Source organism: Shewanella sp. SP2S2-6 (assembly GCF_031931965.1).
In the GTDB taxonomy this organism is placed as follows: domain Bacteria; phylum Pseudomonadota; class Gammaproteobacteria; order Enterobacterales; family Shewanellaceae; genus Shewanella; species Shewanella baltica.
In genome coordinates this window covers 1-16,711 of the sequence record NZ_JAUOEQ010000002.1, presented here as the reverse complement: position 1 = coordinate 16,711, position 16,711 = coordinate 1, and the positions used below count along the sequence as shown (strand labels likewise).

Below are 16,711 nucleotides of genomic sequence, written 5' to 3'. Positions count from 1 at the left end.
TGTTTTTTAGCGGGACTAGATTTTAGTTCTAATATAGGCCGCAGCTGCCTCATCTAAGCTACGCAAGGATACATAACTCGTGCCTGCCTTGTGGGTGATCAAGAAACCTTTTTCAGTTTCTTTAATCCGGTAAATGTCGGTCCATAAAATTTGGCTGGTCACTGACATGGATTGAGTGTGGATCCCTTGCTCATCAATGGTGAGCGTGACCTCATTGCTGGCCGCTTTACTCATCATTTGACGCATCAACCACCATGCCTTGTGATACTTCACATTGAGCGCCTCGATAACGCCGAGTCCAACGAAGAAGTAAGCTAAATAGAGGCTAATGTCGGTGAAGATCAGCGCGATACCTATCAGGCCCAACCCTATGGCTTTGTAGTAAGGTTTGAGCGTGGGATCAGGCACGACAGATTGGGTATAGCACTCATCGAAATGGGCTTTATCTAAAATATAGGTCGTTGAGTAAGAATAGGGTGTCGGCATAATGTCATCTACTTTAGGTGCAGCTTAATGCGGGCTAGTGTAGCGATTACAGTGATGAAAGTAACTAAAGTAACGAATGCATAAAGTTGCTAGTGTATTAAGTCGCTACGTATAAAGTAGCTAATATCTAAAGTGCTATGGTCGTTCGCGTGAGTATGGGTAAGTGCGGCGTCGCGTCCTATGCCAATGTTGGAAGGATAACCTCGATGAAGCTAACACTGGGAGTTGGACAGAAATGCTGCAACGGCTATATTAGTCTTGTCGTCAGCGTTATTCGATCCCCATGAGTTCCTCAAGGAGTGCGAAAGCATAATGGCCTTAGTCCCTAAAGATTTTGTTAATTACAAATCAACGCCGGTTTTCAGCCGTGACAACGTCCCTAACATGTTGTTGCACATGCACAATACTAAGGCTGGCGTGTATGGGCAGATCCAAGTGCTAACGGGTAGTTTAAAGTTCTATGGCTTTACGGGCAGCAGAGGCGAGTTAGATAAAGAGATCATCATTCGCGCCGGTGAAACGGCCATTTCTCATCCCGAGTATTGGCACAAAGTGGAGCTACTGACTGAAGATACCCAGTTCAGACTCCACTTTTATGCCCATAAAGATTCCGCCATAGCGGCACAGCAGCAATCAGAGCGAAGTGAATAGTGCTTAGCACCTAACATCTAGCACCTAACATCTAGCAACTAATACTCAGTCCAATTCGCACGGTTCGCGGCTGCAGTTGGCCACTTTTTTAATAACGACTTACGCTAATAGCGATTTCGCTCTGCTGGAATATCAGTTAAATATTCGACAAATTCCACTTCAAAACCATGGGCGTCAAAGAAGTAAATATTACGTCGATAGGGATCTTCCATGCCATCTTTGGCAATCGGGAAGCCTGCTTGGGTCAATCTTGCTATCACAGCATCTAAGTTGTCGGTCACAAAGGCAAAATGCGCCAGTCCAATTTGATGGCCAGTTAAATCTCGGTTTTCTCCCTCACCATTATCACTAAAAGCAATATATTGATAATCATCGCCAAAATGAATCCAATTACGAGGTTTGCCGTACCAAGTGCCCTTATCGCCACCGCGTACACGCCAGTGGGGAAAAGCCGCTTGATAAAAGCGCAGTGCTGCGGGGATGTCGTCTACGACTAAGTTGATATGCTCTAAATGAATCATAATGCGTTCCTTGTAATGATTTTAGTCTGTTGCTGGTGGTTAAAATCTCAAGCCGCTTACATACCGTAACAGTATTCCTGCTGCTTTGGGTACGCTTGTCCGGCATGTTGTTGACGAATGGGCGCTAATGCTTGGGCGTATTGATGCAGCATATACAAGCTGTACTGCACTCTTTCCCTGAGTGCGATATCTCGAGCACCTTCGGGAACGGCATTGAGTACATTGCTAACATTGCGGATGATCAAGTGATCGGGAATGGGCACTAATTTATTGTTTTTGAGTGCATTCATCTTCACTTCAACGATGGGATAAGTACCGCCAATTCCGCTTGAAACAGAAATTAACAGTGCCGGTTTATGGGCGGTTTCTTCGCGAGTACACATCAATAAAAAGTTCTTCAGTAGTGGTGATGCCATGCCGCCCCATTCCGGGGTGATAAGCACTAGCGCATCGGCTTCATCCACGCTTTGTTCTATTTCTGGCCAGTGCTCCCCCTTGTTGTCTTCCTCTCCATCCCAAAATGGCAGGTTAAATTGGCATAACTCTAAGTGATGTATGCTGGTGTAACCCATAGCATGGGGAGATGAGAAACTGCTTTCGGCAATATAACGACCGACTTTAGCACTTTGGGAGTCGGGTCTTTGGCTGGTGCTGATGATGAGTAATTTCATTAAGTAAACCTATTTGTTTATAAATTATTTATAAGGTAATTACTTTATTTAACCTTGTAAAGGATAAAGTAAATAAAAAAGTTTATTTAATCTGTTAAAGCGGGACTGGATCGGAGATAATGCGCTGGCTACCATCGGAGAGTTCAGATGAAAACCACTGATAAGATTATTCAATTGCTCAAGTTACATGGCCCACTTACCGCTAAAACCTTAGCGGAGGAATTGGCGTTAACGACGATGGGCGTGCGTCAACATCTTCAAGCTTTAGAAGACGCAGGCGATGTGGACATCGAAGATAGAGTCGAAGGTCGTGGTCGCCCAACACGTTACTGGAGATTGACGGAACAAAGCCGCAGTCATTTTGCCGATCGCCATGAGGAATTGACGGTACAGCTAATTGATTCGGTGAAAATGATTTTTGGCGACCAAGGCTTAGATAAGCTTATCGACCACAGGGAGCAAAGTGCGTTAGTCCAATATCGTGCCGCTATGGTGGGGGCGACAGATATTCCGACACGTTTGGACATCCTTGCGAAATTACGCTCGAACGAAGGTTATATGGCGACGATGGAACACATAGATGGCGTGTATTTTTTACTCGAAAATCATTGTCCTATCTGCGCCGCAGCGACTAAGTGTTTAAACTTTTGCCGCTCAGAGTTACAACTTTTCCAGCAATTATTCGCCGATATCGCGGTGGTGAGTCGCGAAGAACATATCATCGAAGGTGCACGCCGCTGTGCATATAAGATTGAGGCTATTCCTCACTAGTGGGACTTAAACCGCTCATTTATGGCGCTTTATCTTTAGGATAAAACGCCAATGAGCGCCAACGCCATATATCAAGCGTTAGTGCGGAGCTTAGAACTTAGCAGCTTAGGTTTTTTCAGGTTCGTGATAGGCCAATAAGGTCTCGAAGCGAGTATGTCCTTTAAGTTGTGAGAAGTCCGCCTCATCTAAGGCCAGTTCCTTGAAGGATGCGCTGTTATGAATGGCGCGTTCTAAATCAGAAATCGCTCTATCTTCAACCCCTAAGCAAGCAAAGGCACAGGCTCTTTGATAAAAAGCATGAGCGTTAGTCGGGTCAACTTCCAGAACGCGATTACATAGGCTTTGTGCCCAGTTAAATTCGCGCATCTCCATTGCGGCGTCAGCCTTGTAGGTTAGTGCTTCTAAGTCCCCAGGTCGAATCGTGAGAATCTCATCATAGACTTCAATCTTCTGCTCTGGCGTTTGCGCACTTTGCGCCCGTAGCCAGAGGTTATGGATTTCATTGATGATCTCAATCTCGCGATTATTGTCCGTGATAGTACGGCTCTTACGCTTGAGTTCTTGCTCAAGTACTTTGAACTTTTCTTCGTATTGTTCGGCAATACTCTGCAGCTGGTTAGCAGCCAGTTTGGCGGTGTGCGTTTTGATTTCTCGCAGGGATTGCCAACCGATAAAGGCGACTAACGAGGCGACACCCGCAATGATGTAGAAGAAGTAAGTTACAGTGACATTGGCGTAATTCATCGATTTGTCAGCTACGGCGAGTTCGCGGTCGGTGATGTCGATGGTGAGACGACGCTCGAGATCCTGTTGATCGTGTCTGAGGGATTTAAGTTCATCGAGGACGTAACGCTCGACCAGCGGTTTATCATGGATAGCGGAGGGGCGAGCCGCTTCAGGAGGATTAACTGCATCGTTTGCTTGGGCGAAAAAAGAGCTCGCTAGCGTCACTAAAAACAAGGCTAAAAATAGCAGGTTCGAACGTATTAAAGCGGGACTTGCGGATAAGTTTTTGATGCGGTAACCACTCACAGTAAGATGAATTGAGCGCCTAGCTTAACAAATTTTACCTCGTTCGATCCAATTTAGCCCAGAATAGCCTTTGTGATAACCCTCAAGTTCGGCTTGCTATGAGCTGAACTTGCATCCTGCTAGAATGGCTATCCCATTCATATTTCGTCATTTGTGGTTTTATGCAATCTAAGCGCGGCCGACTCGATCGTTATCTTTGTACCCAGTTACACACGCACCGTAAAGCGGTGCGTGAACTGCTATTATCGGGCCGAGTGTGCGTCGATGGATTGATAGAGAAGGACATGGATAGGCAAGTGGATGAGTTTTCCCGCATACAACTCGATGAGCACATACTGCAGGCCAATGCGCCCGTCTATGTGATGCTTCACAAGCCGATTGGAGTGGTGAGTGCTACCAAAGATATTCAGCATAAAACAGTGATTGATTTGCTTGATTGCGAAGCCCGTGATGAGTTGCATATTGCTGGCAGACTAGATTTAAACTCTTCGGGTTTGTTATTATTGACCAATGATAGCCGCTGGTCTGATGCGCTGATGTCACCCACACACAAGGTCGACAAAGTGTATCGGGTTACCTTAGCTAATCCCATAACCGAAGAATACATCGCTGCATTTGCCGAAGGGATGTATTTTGGCTTTGAAGATATTACAACCCAACCCGCTAAACTGGTTATCCTCGCTGATAACGTAGCTGAAGTGACTTTACATGAAGGTAAGTATCATCAAATCAAGCGGATGTTTGGTCGGTTCCGCAATCCGGTTGTTGGCTTGCATCGATTATCGATAGGCGATATTGTGCTCGATGAAAAACTCGCTCCGGGTGAAAGTCGCGCACTTACTGCGGCTGAAGTTGCCTCTATCCGTTAAAAATGATGAACAGTAAAGTACATCAAGCATTCATCGTTCATGTCGTTATTGGTTGCCATGCTAACAATGAAAGCTAAGCATAAAAGCTAAGCATTCAAACGGACCTGAGCGTGAATTTCCTCAAGTCCGTGTCATGCCATTAAAGATCTGCGTGGGGGCCGAACACTTCATAGTGCATGTTTTCAGCCGCGACACCCAGAGCGAGAAGTTGTTGCTTGATGGCTGACATGAATCCAATGGGGCCGCAGAAATAATAACGTGCGTGGGGAAGCAACTGTTCGGCGACTTTACTTAACTCCATTTGCCCTTCGAAATCATAATCATCACCCAACTTATCGGTTGGGGCTGGCTCACGATACCAAACATGACTCGTCAGATTATGATGTTGCTGGCGCTTGGCGTAGATAGCCTGCTTGAACCCGTGTACGGCGCCTTGCTCACAGGCATGCAGCCAAGTGATAGTGCTGGGATGCTGCAGCTTGAGTAATTGATTGAGCATACTTTTCATCGGTGTTTGGCCTACACCAGCCGAAATGAGCACTACGGGCGTGTCCGCCGCGACTTCTAGGGTAAAGTCCCCCGCGGGTGGCATCACTGCGATTTTGTCGCCGACGTGTATCGCATCATGCAGCAGGTTCGACACTTGTCCGCCGAGTTCGCGTTTCACACTGATGCGGTAGCTGGTGCCATTTGGTGCATCGGATAAGGAATATTGGCGGATTTCTTCATATGCCAAATTCGGGTGTGTTAGCTTCAAACTTAAATACTGACCAGGGATAAAATCTTTAACTGGCTTGCCATCTTCGGGCGTCAATATGAAGGAGGTGATGACTGCGGACTCGGTATTTTTCGCGCTAATGACAAACTGACGCTCACCCAACCAGCCACCATCTTGCTCTGCATGCGCTTGATAAATCTGTGCTTCTCGCTGAATAAAGATGTTGGCTAAAAATCCATAAGCCTGTGCCCAAGCTTCTAACACTTCTTCTGTTACCGCATCGCCCCCTAATTCTTTAAGCGTTGCCAATAAATGGCTGCCGACGATCGCATACTGCTCAGGTTTGATCAGAAATCCCGTATGTTTTTGGGCAATGCGCTCAACCGTTGAACTCAGTACCGCTAAGTTTTCGATATTTTTTGCATAGGCTGCGACGGCATTGAACAGGGCGACAGGCTGACCACCAGAATGTTGGTGCGCCAAATTGAACACATCTTTCAATTCAGGATTATGTTTGAACATACGTTGATAAAAATGGGTCGTCAGCGCAGGACCTGCTGATTCGAGTAAGGGAATGGTGCTCTTGATAACTTGGATAGTACGGCTGTCCAACATAGAAAATCCTTAACATGTAAATATTATGAATGTTTAATAAGTTTAAAGATCTATTTGATTTGGATCAATAGAGATTATCGCTATCTGTGCTATCGATAACGAGGCTGAGATCATTTGAAGTGTTCAACAGAAGGAGAAATTAAATCGAGAAATGATGAAACGGATATTCTATTTCAATGGGTTACAGATGATGTAAATAGAGGGGAATTTGACTGCAACAGCAAAAATGGTTGCAGTCGTTTGGTGGTTGATTGAGTTAAATTAGAGCTTAAATGCGCTCACTTGATTGCGCATGCTGCTGGCGAGCTTAGTCAAATTAATCACAGATTCACTTAATTCCGCCGCCGAAGCTGTGGAATGCTCGGCGATATCGCTGATGGCAATAATGCTGCGATTAATACTCTCGGCAACGCTACTTTGCTCTTCAGCGGCGGTCGCAATGTGGGTATTTAGCTCGGTGATGCTGTCTACTGAGGTGACAATTTCTTTCAGCGCTTGACCCGCCTGATTGGCTTTATCATTGGCATCATCTACTTGATTGATACCTATTTCCATGGCGCTGACGGCTTCTTTAACCCCTTGTTGTAGGGTGGCAATCATGGCCTCAATTTCTTGAGTCGATTTTTGGGTGCGTTGCGCTAAGGTTCGCACTTCATCGGCAACGACTGCAAAGCCGCGACCTTGCTCTCCCGCCCGTGCGGCTTCAATGGCGGCATTGAGTGCCAGTAGATTGGTTTGTTCGGCAATGCTCTTAATCACATCGAGTACGCGGCCGATATTTTGGCTTTCATTAGATAAAAATCCAATGACCTGCGCCGTTTTTTGAATTTGATCAGAAAGCTGCGACATACTGCTAATCGATTGCATCACAATATTATTGCCGTTAGCGGCATAGGTATCGGCATCTTTGGCTGAATCCGCTGCGGCAGATGCGCTTTGGGCGACTTCGGCAACGGTGGCCGTCATCTCATTCATGGCCGTTGCAGTCTGCTCCGTTTCGGCTTGTTGCTGTTGCATTCGTTTATTGGTGGCTTGGGTGAAGCTACTTAACTCATTTGCCGAACTGTTGACCGTAGTTGCCGCCTCGGCAATGGAATGAAGAATGCCCCGTAAGTGTTCAATCACTTGGGTGAGGCTAGTGGATATTTGCCCTAGCTCATCGTGATTAAAAGTGGTGAATCTGACGGTGAGATCAGAGTCTTGATGGATCCTTTTCAGTTTACCAAGGATGTCATTAATGGGATTCATCACGCTTTGATTGACCCAGAGTCCAATCACAATACTGATGATCATGGCGGCACAGGCTAATGCCGCAAAAATAGTGATTGAAGATTGATAAATGGCATTTACACGATCTTTTTCTTCGCCCGCCACGCGGATTTGCAGTGCAATCAGTTCAGATATTTGGTTACTGATAGGATCAATTGCTTGGTACAGCGGCAGGATATTGGCTGAGAGTTGGCTTGAAACATCACCGTTTAATCCTCTTAAGCGCGAAATCAGGGTATCAATCTGTTGATTCGCGGGGGAGAACAGCACTTCGGCTTGTTTTACGAGTCGGGATTCTTCTGAGGTAAGCTCGGTAGATAGGTATTTTTGCCAATGTTGAGTAATAGTCGATTTGGCACTGTCTAGCGCTTCAGCCGCTTGCGAGGCGGTGAAACCACCCGCGTTCGCCTTATTGACCGCATCGATAACATCGACCGCATACTTATCGGCAATCACTTTTAAATCATCCAGCGGCACCACTCTGTCGTTATAGATGCGTTCAACACCCGACTCAATATTGCCCATCATATTAATGGCGAGAAAACCAATCGTCAGTAACATTGCAAGGGGGACCAAAATGCCGATAAACATTTTTTGTTTTATTTGTAGACCGTTCATATGGGATAGCCTCAGTGAACTAAAGAGTCCTTTAGGCAGAGCTCGAGCTATCCCTACGATGAGTCTGTAACATTAGGTATAGCAAATCAGCGGAAAGAAGGGAGAGTAACAGAGGATTTATTTTGTTTCAGATACAAAAAAACCTCGCTAAGCGAGGTTTAAATGTTGGTACAGATGAGAGGACTTGAACCTCCACGCCCTTGCGAGCACCAGCACCTGAAGCTGGCGTGTCTACCAATTCCACCACATCTGCATGGCTATCCGAAATTTCATCGAATGAGTAATCTTAAAACCGAAGAAACAATCTTAATGCTTTGTTTCATTCGTTGAACTGCAATTTGGTACAGGTGAGAGGACTTGAACCTCCACGCCCTTGCGAGCACCAGCACCTGAAGCTGGCGTGTCTACCAATTCCACCACACCTGCACTGTACCTATTGCAGTTCTCTAACATTAGTCACTGAAGCAACCAATTTAAAGATGGTGCCCGAACCCGGAATCGAACCAGGGACACGAGGATTTTCAATCCTCTGCTCTACCGACTGAGCTATTCGGGCGACGGGCGCAATTTAAAGGCTTTTCGGGTTTTGAGTCAATAGATTTTTACTAAATAACGTAAAAAGTGACTCGGTTGGATAAGATTTACACGAAAGTGTCATTTACGCTGCAAGTGGCGAGCTAAAAATAGTCAAACCACTATCTACGCTGGGGACTTAGCAATATCCAGTGATGGGTTAACTTGGGTAACAAAGCAAAAAAATGCCCCTATTAAAGGGGCATTCTCGGCTAGTTTGATAAGATTTCATTGTTTGGATAGTTAGCTTGCATTACCATGAGCACGTTTTGCTTCAGCTTGCTCTGACCTAATTCGCCATAAGCTTCTATCATTATCTCTAATGCCCGTTCATTTGAAGGGGTGCCAGGATATGTTTCCATTACAGATTGTGCTCGGATTGCTGCGGCGCTCCATGCATTCATCTTGAGATAATATTCGGCAACTTGGATTGAATATCTTGCTAAGCGATTCTTCAACGCTAACATGCGTTTTTGCGCATCGGCGGCATATTTGCTGTTAGGGTAAGTTTTGATAAGACGATCAAAATCTTTGAAAGCATCTTGAGCATTTTTAGGGTCACGATCGGTTCGGTCGATATTAAGCATATCGTGGAACAAATAGTTGTCGGCTTGCATGTTCACTAAACCGCGCATATAAAACACATAGTCAATATCAGGGTGGGTAGGATTAAGACGGATAAATCTGTCTATGTTCGCAATCCCCGAAGCGACATCGTCCATTTTGTAGTAAGCATAAATCAGGTCTAACTGGACTTGAGTTTTGTGAGGTCCGAAGGGGAAGCGTGAGTCTAACGCCTCCAAAGAACGGACAGCTTTAGAGTAATTGCCAAGTTCCATAGAGGTTCTTGCCTGAGTGTAAAGCACATCAGGTGACGTTTTGGCGGCAATGTCGTTATCATCAGGGCTGCTGCTACAGGCTGATAACGCTAGTGAAAATAGGACTAAGGTAACGCCTTTGGAAAATTTATACATACTTGAATTCAATTCTTTTTAAGTTGTAGTTAAGAATTTTTCCATTTCACTATAAAATAGAAAACATCCGATTGTAACAGATAGCACACATTTTTTGACCCCTAAACGGGGATACGGTTCCTATGACACAAGAGATTAATCTAAAAAGCGAGATTTCGGCAACACAAACTGGACTGAGATTAGATCAGGCCCTAGCAGAGTTGTTCCCAGATTACTCGCGCACGCGCATCAAGGAATGGATCCTATCTGATGCAGTTCATGTTGACGGCGTTGTCGTTAATAAGCCCCGCGAGAAAGTTTATGAGCTGCAACAGATACTCATAGACGCCACTCTCGAAGAAGAAGTCCATGCCGCGGCGCAGGCCATTGATCTGGATATCGTCTATGAAGATGACGACATTATCGTGATCAACAAGCAAGCTGGATTGGTGGTTCACCCAGGTGCTGGCAATGCCGATGGCACTTTGATGAATGCACTATTGCACCATTGTCCTGATATTGAGCATGTGCCACGTGCGGGTATTGTGCATCGTCTGGACAAAGATACAACAGGTTTGATGGTCGTTGCCAAAACCGTTGAAGCGCAAACCCATTTAGTTGCCGCTTTGCAGGCCCGTGAAATCACTCGTGAATACGAAGCGATTGTTATGGGGACTATGACTGGTGGCGGTACTGTGGATGAGCCGATTGGTCGCCATCTTACTAAACGTACTCACATGGCCGTGCTGCACTCAGGTAAACCTGCGGTGACGCATTACCGTGTCGCGGAAAAATTCCGTAACCACACACGTCTGAGATTACGTCTAGAATCTGGCCGTACTCACCAGATCCGTGTGCACATGGAATACATAGGCCACGTGTTAGTGGGCGATCCTGTGTATGGTGGTCGTCCAAAACCGCCTAAAGCCGCGAGCCCAGAGTTTTTCGATATCCTGAAAAACTTTAAGCGCCAAGCGCTGCACGCAGTCCGTCTAGAATTAGCTCACCCAGTGAGTTGTGAAATCATGAGCTGGCAAGCGCCAATTCCTGAAGACATGGTGATTTTGACTAAAGCACTGCGTCAAGACACGGTAGAGCATCCGATCGAGTATCTCTAAGTGTTTGATCACGATTGGCCTGTTCCTGCTAATGTTGGCATCGCTATGACAAATCGTCATGGCGGTGTGAGCGTGTATCCCTATGACAGTTTGAATCTTGGACTGCATGTCGGAGATGCTGAACAGCAGGTGATGGCTAATCGTGAATTACTCTGCAAACAATTAGCGTTAACTGCCGATCCTGTCTGGCTTGAGCAAGTCCATGGTACCCATGTGCTCAATTTAGATATGCTGAGCTTAGCTCAGGCTGCGGATACGCCGATTGCCGATGCCAGTTTTAGCCGAACAGCGAGCCAAGTTTGCGCTGTAATGACCGCCGATTGTTTACCTGTATTGCTGTGTAATCAAGCGGGAACTGAAGTGGCTGCGGCCCATGCCGGTTGGCGCGGTTTATGTGATGGCGTGATTGAGGCCACCGCGGCGCAGTTTAGTTCTCCTATGGATGAGTTGATTGCTTACCTAGGCCCGGCCATTGGTCCGCAAAAATTTGAAGTGGGCGTCGAAGTGAAGCACGCATTCTGTGGGTTACATCCACATGCGGCTGCATGTTTTATTCCCAGTGGTGACAAGTATCTGGCCGATATTATTGGCTTGGCTAAATTACGCTTGAGTTTACTCGGCATCAAGCATATTTATAGCGCCGATATCTGCACTGTCAGTGACACCGATTATTTCTCTTATCGTCGCGATAAGGTGACGGGGCGCATGGCATCGTTGATCTGGCTTAAGTCTTAAGTTAATTCCCCTACAATTTATATTTATTTCCTCGTTATCCGCTTGAATTTGGCTAAATAGCCCCCATCTTTTAACTAACGAAATGTAATACCAATCCTATTGAGATCTCTCCATTAGCGGTACTGATTTAACGCCACTAAATTGGCAAGATATCTTGTGGATTGGCATATCTCTACTTTGTGAGTTTTAGGAGGCTGTATGCGACTCGATCGTATGACCAATAAATTTCAGCTTGCCATCTCAGATGCCCAGTCTCTCGCACTCGGGCGTGATCATCAGTTTATTGAACCGCTGCATTTGATGATGGCATTGTTGAACCAAGATTCAGGTTCAATCCATCCCTTATTGACCCAAGCTGGCATTCGCGTGAGTGCGCTGCGCTCGCTTTTGAGTCAAGAGCTTGAGCGCTTACCTCAAGTCGAAGGTACCGGCGGCGATGTGCAATTATCCCAAGGTTTAATACGTTTATTAAATCTGTGCGATAAATTGGCGCAAAAGCGTAAAGACAAATATATCTCTAGCGAGTTATTTGTATTAGCTGCGTTAGAAGGAGGTGATGCCCTCGCGCAAGCGTTGAAAAAAGCCGGCGCGACCAAAGAGTTGATGGAGCAAACCATTGAACAAATGCGCGGCGGCCAAAAAGTGGATGATCCGAACGCTGAAGATCAACGCCAAGCGTTGAAGAAGTTTACTATCGATCTGACCGAGCGAGCCGAACAAGGCAAGTTAGATCCTGTGATCGGCCGTGACGATGAAATTCGCCGCACGATCCAAGTGTTACAACGTCGCAGTAAAAACAACCCCGTCCTTATCGGTGAACCGGGTGTGGGTAAAACGGCGATTGTTGAAGGACTTGCCCAGCGTATCGTTAATGGTGAAGTCCCTGAGGGGATTAAAAATAAGCGCGTCTTATCCCTCGATATGGGCTCATTGATTGCGGGCGCTAAATATCGCGGTGAGTTCGAAGAACGTTTAAAAGCGGTACTTAATGAGTTGGCGCAGGAAGAAGGTCAAGTGATCCTCTTCATCGACGAGCTGCATACTATGGTCGGCGCCGGTAAAGGTGAAGGCGCAATGGATGCGGGTAACATGCTCAAACCTGCGTTAGCGCGTGGTGATTTGCACTGTGTGGGCGCTACCACGCTTGATGAGTATCGTCAGTACATTGAAAAAGATGCGGCGCTTGAACGTCGTTTCCAAAAAGTGCTGGTGGATGAGCCAAGCGTTGAAGACACCATTGCCATTTTGCGTGGCCTGAAAGAACGTTACGAGCTGCATCACCATGTGGAAATTACCGATCCGGCGATTGTGGCGGCGGCGACTATGTCGCACCGTTATGTGTCGGACCGTAAGTTGCCCGATAAAGCGATCGATTTGATCGACGAAGCGGCATCGAGCATCCGCATGCAGATGGACTCAAAACCTGAGTCACTCGACCGGCTTGAACGACGTGCTATCCAGCTCAAACTGGAGGAGCAAGCGTTAGCCAAAGAAAATGATGAGGCGAGCCGTCGCAGGCTTGACCATCTGCAAGAGGAATTACGTGACGTTGAAGCTAAAGCTTCAGAGTTGAACGAAATCTGGCGTACTGAAAAAGCCGCACTAGCGGGAACTCAGCATATTAAAGCCGATCTCGAACAGGCTCGAATGGATTTAGAAGTGGCGCGTCGTGCGGGTGATTTAACTCGGATGTCTGAGTTGCAATACGGTCGTATTCCTGAGCTTGAAAAACAGCTCGATTTGGCATCGCAAGCCGAAATGCAGGACATGACGTTATTGCGTAACAAGGTCACTGAGTTCGAAATCGCCGAAGTCTTGTCGAAAGCGACGGGAATACCCGTATCGAAAATGCTTGAAGGCGAGCGCGAAAAATTACTGCAAATGGAAGTGGCGCTGCACGAGCGGGTGATAGGCCAAAACGAAGCCGTCGATGCGGTCGCGAATGCGATTCGTCGTAGCCGCGCGGGTCTGGCGGATCCAAATCGCCCGATAGGCTCGTTCCTGTTCTTAGGCCCAACCGGTGTGGGTAAAACTGAGCTGTGTAAATCACTGGCGAGGTTTTTATTCGATACCGAATCGGCCTTAGTGCGCATTGATATGTCTGAGTTTATGGAGAAACACTCAGTATCGCGTTTAGTGGGTGCGCCTCCTGGATACGTAGGTTATGAAGAGGGCGGTTACTTAACGGAAGCCGTTCGTCGTAAACCGTATTCGGTGATATTGCTCGACGAAGTCGAGAAAGCGCATCCCGATGTGTTTAACATCTTACTGCAAGTGCTTGATGATGGACGCTTAACCGATGGTCAAGGTCGTACTGTAGATTTTAGAAATACAGTGATCATCATGACCTCGAACTTAGGCTCCGACATTATCCAAGAAGGATTTGGTCAAGTGACCTATGCAGAGATGAAAGCGGCGGTAATGAATGTGGTTACTCACAGTTTCAGACCCGAGTTTTTAAACCGTATCGATGAATCTGTGGTGTTCCATCCATTGGATGCTGCCAATATCAAGCGTATTGCTTCGATACAGATTGCTTCCTTACGCCAACGTTTGGCGGAAAAGGACTATACATTGGAGATCACCGACGACGCATTATCATTGATTGCGGAAATTGGTTTCGATCCTGTGTATGGCGCAAGACCGTTGAAACGGGCATTGCAGCAAGAAGTCGAAAACCCGCTGGCGCAGAAATTACTGCGTGGCGACTTGTTACCGGGTAAACCGATCAAGGTCAGCTGTGCGGGTGGCGAGTTAGTGTTCGAGCAATAACCAGTCGCTAGTCACTTAGTGTGTTGTTTGAATGCGATACGTTAATCGCAAGCTTGAAGTTGGATAGGTTGAAATAGGCGAACTGAAATAAGCGTTCTTGAATGAACGAGCTTGAAATAAACTATCTTGCAATAAGAGATAGCGCTTTCTTAGTCAGTATCGCTCCCGCTTCAAGTACTAAAACGAAAGGAGCCGAGTTTTTAACTCGGCTCCTTTTTTATTGCATTAGCGTTAATCGTTGTTCGTTAATGGCTACTTCTTATCACAGAAGAGTTTGATTCTTTCCTGTTGCTGAGCAATCGAGGCTTGGCGGTCTTCCTCTGTCATAGCGACAGATTCACCCGAATCGGAAGTTTGACGGATAAGCTTAGTGTGCGTTGTGAGAATATCTAAATTGTGTTTAGCACTCTCACAAATGGATTGAGCCTGTTTAGCATCTTTCTCTTTAATCAGCGCCGCTGACTTTTCTAATTGATTGGCTTCAGAAGTGGCTTCCGCTTTCTTTACCGGTGCGATAAAACCCACTTTCGCCTGCTCTAAATCTTCACTGTAGAGTTTTTCTGCTTTGATGTTTTCTTGTTGCGGGGCTTGTTGGCTGTAATGCGTCACCCCATTTTCGTCGACCCAAGTATAGATAACGCCCGCAGAAACGGGGCCAATGAAAAGGCCGAGCCAAAACCATCGGCATAGCATAGTGCTGAACGTGTTCACTTTTAACATCGAAATCATCCCTAACTGGTCTCTCATCGACATGATAATAAAATATGTTATCTTGAAAGCTAACTTCTCTTCACCGAACTAGCGTAATAAGTGTATGCAAAATTCTTCAAATCAAACAGTAAAGAATAAAGGTATCTATTTATTACCGAACCTTTTTACCACAGCGGGTTTGTTTTCAGGTTTTTATGCCGTAATTGCTTCCATGAATGCTAACTTTGAAGCCGCAGCGATAGCCATTTTTATTGCCATGATTTGTGATGGGCTCGATGGACGAGTGGCAAGACTGACTAATACCCAAAGTGATTTTGGTGCTGAGTACGACAGTATGGCCGATATGGTGTCCTTCGGAATGGCGCCAGCACTACTCGCCTACAATTGGGCATTAGCGGACTTAGGTAAAATTGGTTGGCTGGCCGCATTTATCTATTGCGCAGGTGCAGCACTCAGGCTTGCTCGATTTAATACGCAAGTTGGCGTTGCCGATAAGCGTTATTTTCAAGGTCTCGCCAGCCCAGCTGCCGCCGCTGTTATTGCTGGCAGTATTTGGCTTGGTAACCAATACAGTCTCGATGGAAGAAATATCAGTTGGATTGCGGCCCTTGTTACGGCAGCAACCGGTTTACTGATGGTCAGCAATTTCCGCTATCACTCCTTCAAAGAAATTGATTGGCGCGGCAAGGTCAACTTTATCGTGATCTTACTGGTCGTCGGTGTGTTTGTGGTGGTGTCGGTGCAACCTGCATTGATTTTATGTGTCGGCTTCTACTTATATGCGATTTCAGGCCCGATCATTACGATTCGAACCGTGAGAAAGCTCAAAGTCGCTCACGTTGTAGGAGATGATATCGCGGCGAGTGTCGAGACGGTTCCCTCGGCCCAAGCCGCTGCACAAACTCAAGTCGTTACAGATCTCGAGAAAGAGAAACAAGAAGAGCATAAACCTTAGGGCTCGTGCATTTGATCATTGTTTATCATTAGCTAGGTACAAACAAGAGTAAGACATCACACTGGGCATAACGCTTTTAGAGGTTTGCTGATAGATATAGCGAAAAATAGCTATCAACTTCTGTTTATGCCCATTCAATCTATTAAAACCTCTGCAATAGGTGATTTATTCTGCCAGACTTATTAACCCAAACAGCGATATTGCTCAATATTGCAGTATATTTCTGCAGTTTGGTGGTTATTCATTCGCTTGGCGCAGATTGCTAAAAAAGCCCTTGCACAAAATCTCCTGCTCCCTATAATGCGCATCCACTGACACGGCAGACAGCGTTAAGCAACCTGATGTGACAGTTCATCAATGAGTTTACTAATTGATGAGTGTTGAGAAAGTTTGCAAAAACTCCTTGACGCGAAACGGGAAATGCGTAGAATACGCAGCCCTAGCCACTTGGAAGCGTTCGGCGCTCAGTGTGGTACTCAAGTCCTCTTACGGATATTGAGTTGCTCTTTAACAAGATAAAACAAGAAATCTGTGTGGACACTCACAGGTGTTGAGTTAATCGAAACTGCTTAACCTTCGGTTTGGCAGTCAAAGAATTAAATCAATGATGAAGAGTGTTCATAGCAATATGTACATAATTTTGGTTTTGCTTTTTTAAAAGCGGAAACAAATG

General features: G+C 46.1%; 15 protein-coding genes and 3 tRNA genes. 7 read left to right on the top strand and 11 right to left on the bottom strand.

Annotated elements, in window-relative coordinates; all coding sequences use genetic code 11:
• Window positions 1-15: 15 nt before the first annotated feature.
• Window positions 16-486, bottom strand: coding sequence for a YcxB family protein (locus Q4Q57_RS02050; RefSeq protein WP_311889499.1), 471 nt, complete (start codon window positions 484-486; stop codon window positions 16-18).
• Between the two features lie 312 nt (window positions 487-798).
• On the opposite strand from Q4Q57_RS02050, the gene Q4Q57_RS02045 reads away from it, so the two are divergent.
• On the top strand, window positions 799-1,137 hold the full coding sequence (locus Q4Q57_RS02045; RefSeq protein ID WP_259520643.1) for a DUF1971 domain-containing protein: 339 nt from the start codon (window positions 799-801) through the stop codon (window positions 1,135-1,137).
• A gap of 104 nt (window positions 1,138-1,241) precedes the next feature.
• Here Q4Q57_RS02045 and Q4Q57_RS02040 read toward each other — a convergent pair whose 3' ends face one another.
• Both Q4Q57_RS02040 and Q4Q57_RS02035 read right to left on the bottom strand, forming a co-directional pair.
• The gene (locus Q4Q57_RS02040) at window positions 1,242-1,658 is read right to left on the bottom strand and encodes a VOC family protein (protein ID WP_006080581.1); all 417 of its coding nucleotides are present in this window, start codon (window positions 1,656-1,658) and stop codon (window positions 1,242-1,244) included.
• Window positions 1,659-1,714: 56 nt separating this feature from the next.
• On the bottom strand, window positions 1,715-2,329 hold the full coding sequence (locus Q4Q57_RS02035; RefSeq protein WP_006085784.1) for an NADPH-dependent FMN reductase: 615 nt from the start codon (window positions 2,327-2,329) through the stop codon (window positions 1,715-1,717).
• Between the two features lie 147 nt (window positions 2,330-2,476).
• Between Q4Q57_RS02035 and Q4Q57_RS02030 the strand changes: the two genes are divergently transcribed.
• Window positions 2,477-3,100, top strand: a complete 624-nt coding sequence (locus Q4Q57_RS02030; protein ID WP_311889496.1) for a metalloregulator ArsR/SmtB family transcription factor — start codon at window positions 2,477-2,479, stop codon at window positions 3,098-3,100.
• 105 nt (window positions 3,101-3,205) lie between these two features.
• Here the strand turns inward: Q4Q57_RS02030 and Q4Q57_RS02025 are convergent, their stop codons facing one another.
• Window positions 3,206-4,132, bottom strand: a complete 927-nt coding sequence (locus Q4Q57_RS02025) for a tetratricopeptide repeat protein (RefSeq protein WP_107402444.1) — start codon at window positions 4,130-4,132, stop codon at window positions 3,206-3,208.
• A gap of 161 nt (window positions 4,133-4,293) precedes the next feature.
• Here Q4Q57_RS02025 and Q4Q57_RS02020 point away from each other — a divergent pair, with 161 nt between their 5' ends.
• Window positions 4,294-5,001, top strand: a complete 708-nt coding sequence (locus Q4Q57_RS02020) for a 16S rRNA pseudouridine(516) synthase (protein WP_311889495.1) — start codon at window positions 4,294-4,296, stop codon at window positions 4,999-5,001.
• Window positions 5,002-5,140: 139 nt separating this feature from the next.
• Here the strand turns inward: Q4Q57_RS02020 and hmpA are convergent, their stop codons facing one another.
• The 6 genes from hmpA to Q4Q57_RS01990 form a co-directional block, all read right to left on the bottom strand.
• Window positions 5,141-6,334, bottom strand: a complete 1,194-nt coding sequence (gene hmpA / locus Q4Q57_RS02015; RefSeq protein WP_311889494.1) for an NO-inducible flavohemoprotein — start codon at window positions 6,332-6,334, stop codon at window positions 5,141-5,143.
• Window positions 6,335-6,595: 261 nt separating this feature from the next.
• Window positions 6,596-8,221, bottom strand: coding sequence for a methyl-accepting chemotaxis protein (locus Q4Q57_RS02010; RefSeq protein ID WP_107946730.1), 1,626 nt, complete (start codon window positions 8,219-8,221; stop codon window positions 6,596-6,598).
• A gap of 166 nt (window positions 8,222-8,387) precedes the next feature.
• Window positions 8,388-8,474: transfer RNA gene (locus tag Q4Q57_RS02005), tRNA-Leu, on the bottom strand.
• Between the two features lie 86 nt (window positions 8,475-8,560).
• Window positions 8,561-8,647, bottom strand: a tRNA-Leu gene (locus Q4Q57_RS02000).
• Window positions 8,648-8,701: 54 nt separating this feature from the next.
• Window positions 8,702-8,777, bottom strand: a tRNA-Phe gene (locus tag Q4Q57_RS01995).
• Window positions 8,778-9,006: 229 nt separating this feature from the next.
• Window positions 9,007-9,768, bottom strand: coding sequence for an outer membrane protein assembly factor BamD (locus Q4Q57_RS01990; protein ID WP_006085778.1), 762 nt, complete (start codon window positions 9,766-9,768; stop codon window positions 9,007-9,009).
• Between the two features lie 122 nt (window positions 9,769-9,890).
• On the opposite strand from Q4Q57_RS01990, the gene rluD reads away from it, so the two are divergent.
• From rluD to clpB, 3 genes are all read left to right on the top strand, one after another.
• A complete protein-coding gene (gene rluD, locus Q4Q57_RS01985; protein ID WP_006080591.1) occupies window positions 9,891-10,865 on the top strand; it encodes a 23S rRNA pseudouridine(1911/1915/1917) synthase RluD in 975 nt (324 codons plus the stop codon).
• A complete protein-coding gene (gene pgeF / locus Q4Q57_RS01980; RefSeq protein ID WP_311889493.1) occupies window positions 10,866-11,600 on the top strand; it encodes a peptidoglycan editing factor PgeF in 735 nt (244 codons plus the stop codon).
• A gap of 198 nt (window positions 11,601-11,798) precedes the next feature.
• Window positions 11,799-14,372, top strand: coding sequence for an ATP-dependent chaperone ClpB (gene clpB, locus Q4Q57_RS01975; RefSeq protein WP_006080593.1), 2,574 nt, complete (start codon window positions 11,799-11,801; stop codon window positions 14,370-14,372).
• Window positions 14,373-14,624: 252 nt separating this feature from the next.
• Here the strand turns inward: clpB and Q4Q57_RS01970 are convergent, their stop codons facing one another.
• On the bottom strand, window positions 14,625-15,092 hold the full coding sequence (locus Q4Q57_RS01970) for a DUF4124 domain-containing protein (RefSeq protein WP_012088506.1): 468 nt from the start codon (window positions 15,090-15,092) through the stop codon (window positions 14,625-14,627).
• Between the two features lie 94 nt (window positions 15,093-15,186).
• Here Q4Q57_RS01970 and pssA point away from each other — a divergent pair, with 94 nt between their 5' ends.
• Window positions 15,187-16,038 (top strand): CDP-diacylglycerol--serine O-phosphatidyltransferase, encoded by an 852-nt coding sequence (gene pssA / locus Q4Q57_RS01965; protein WP_012088507.1) that lies wholly within the window; start codon window positions 15,187-15,189, stop codon window positions 16,036-16,038.
• Window positions 16,039-16,711: the final 673 nt, after the last annotated feature.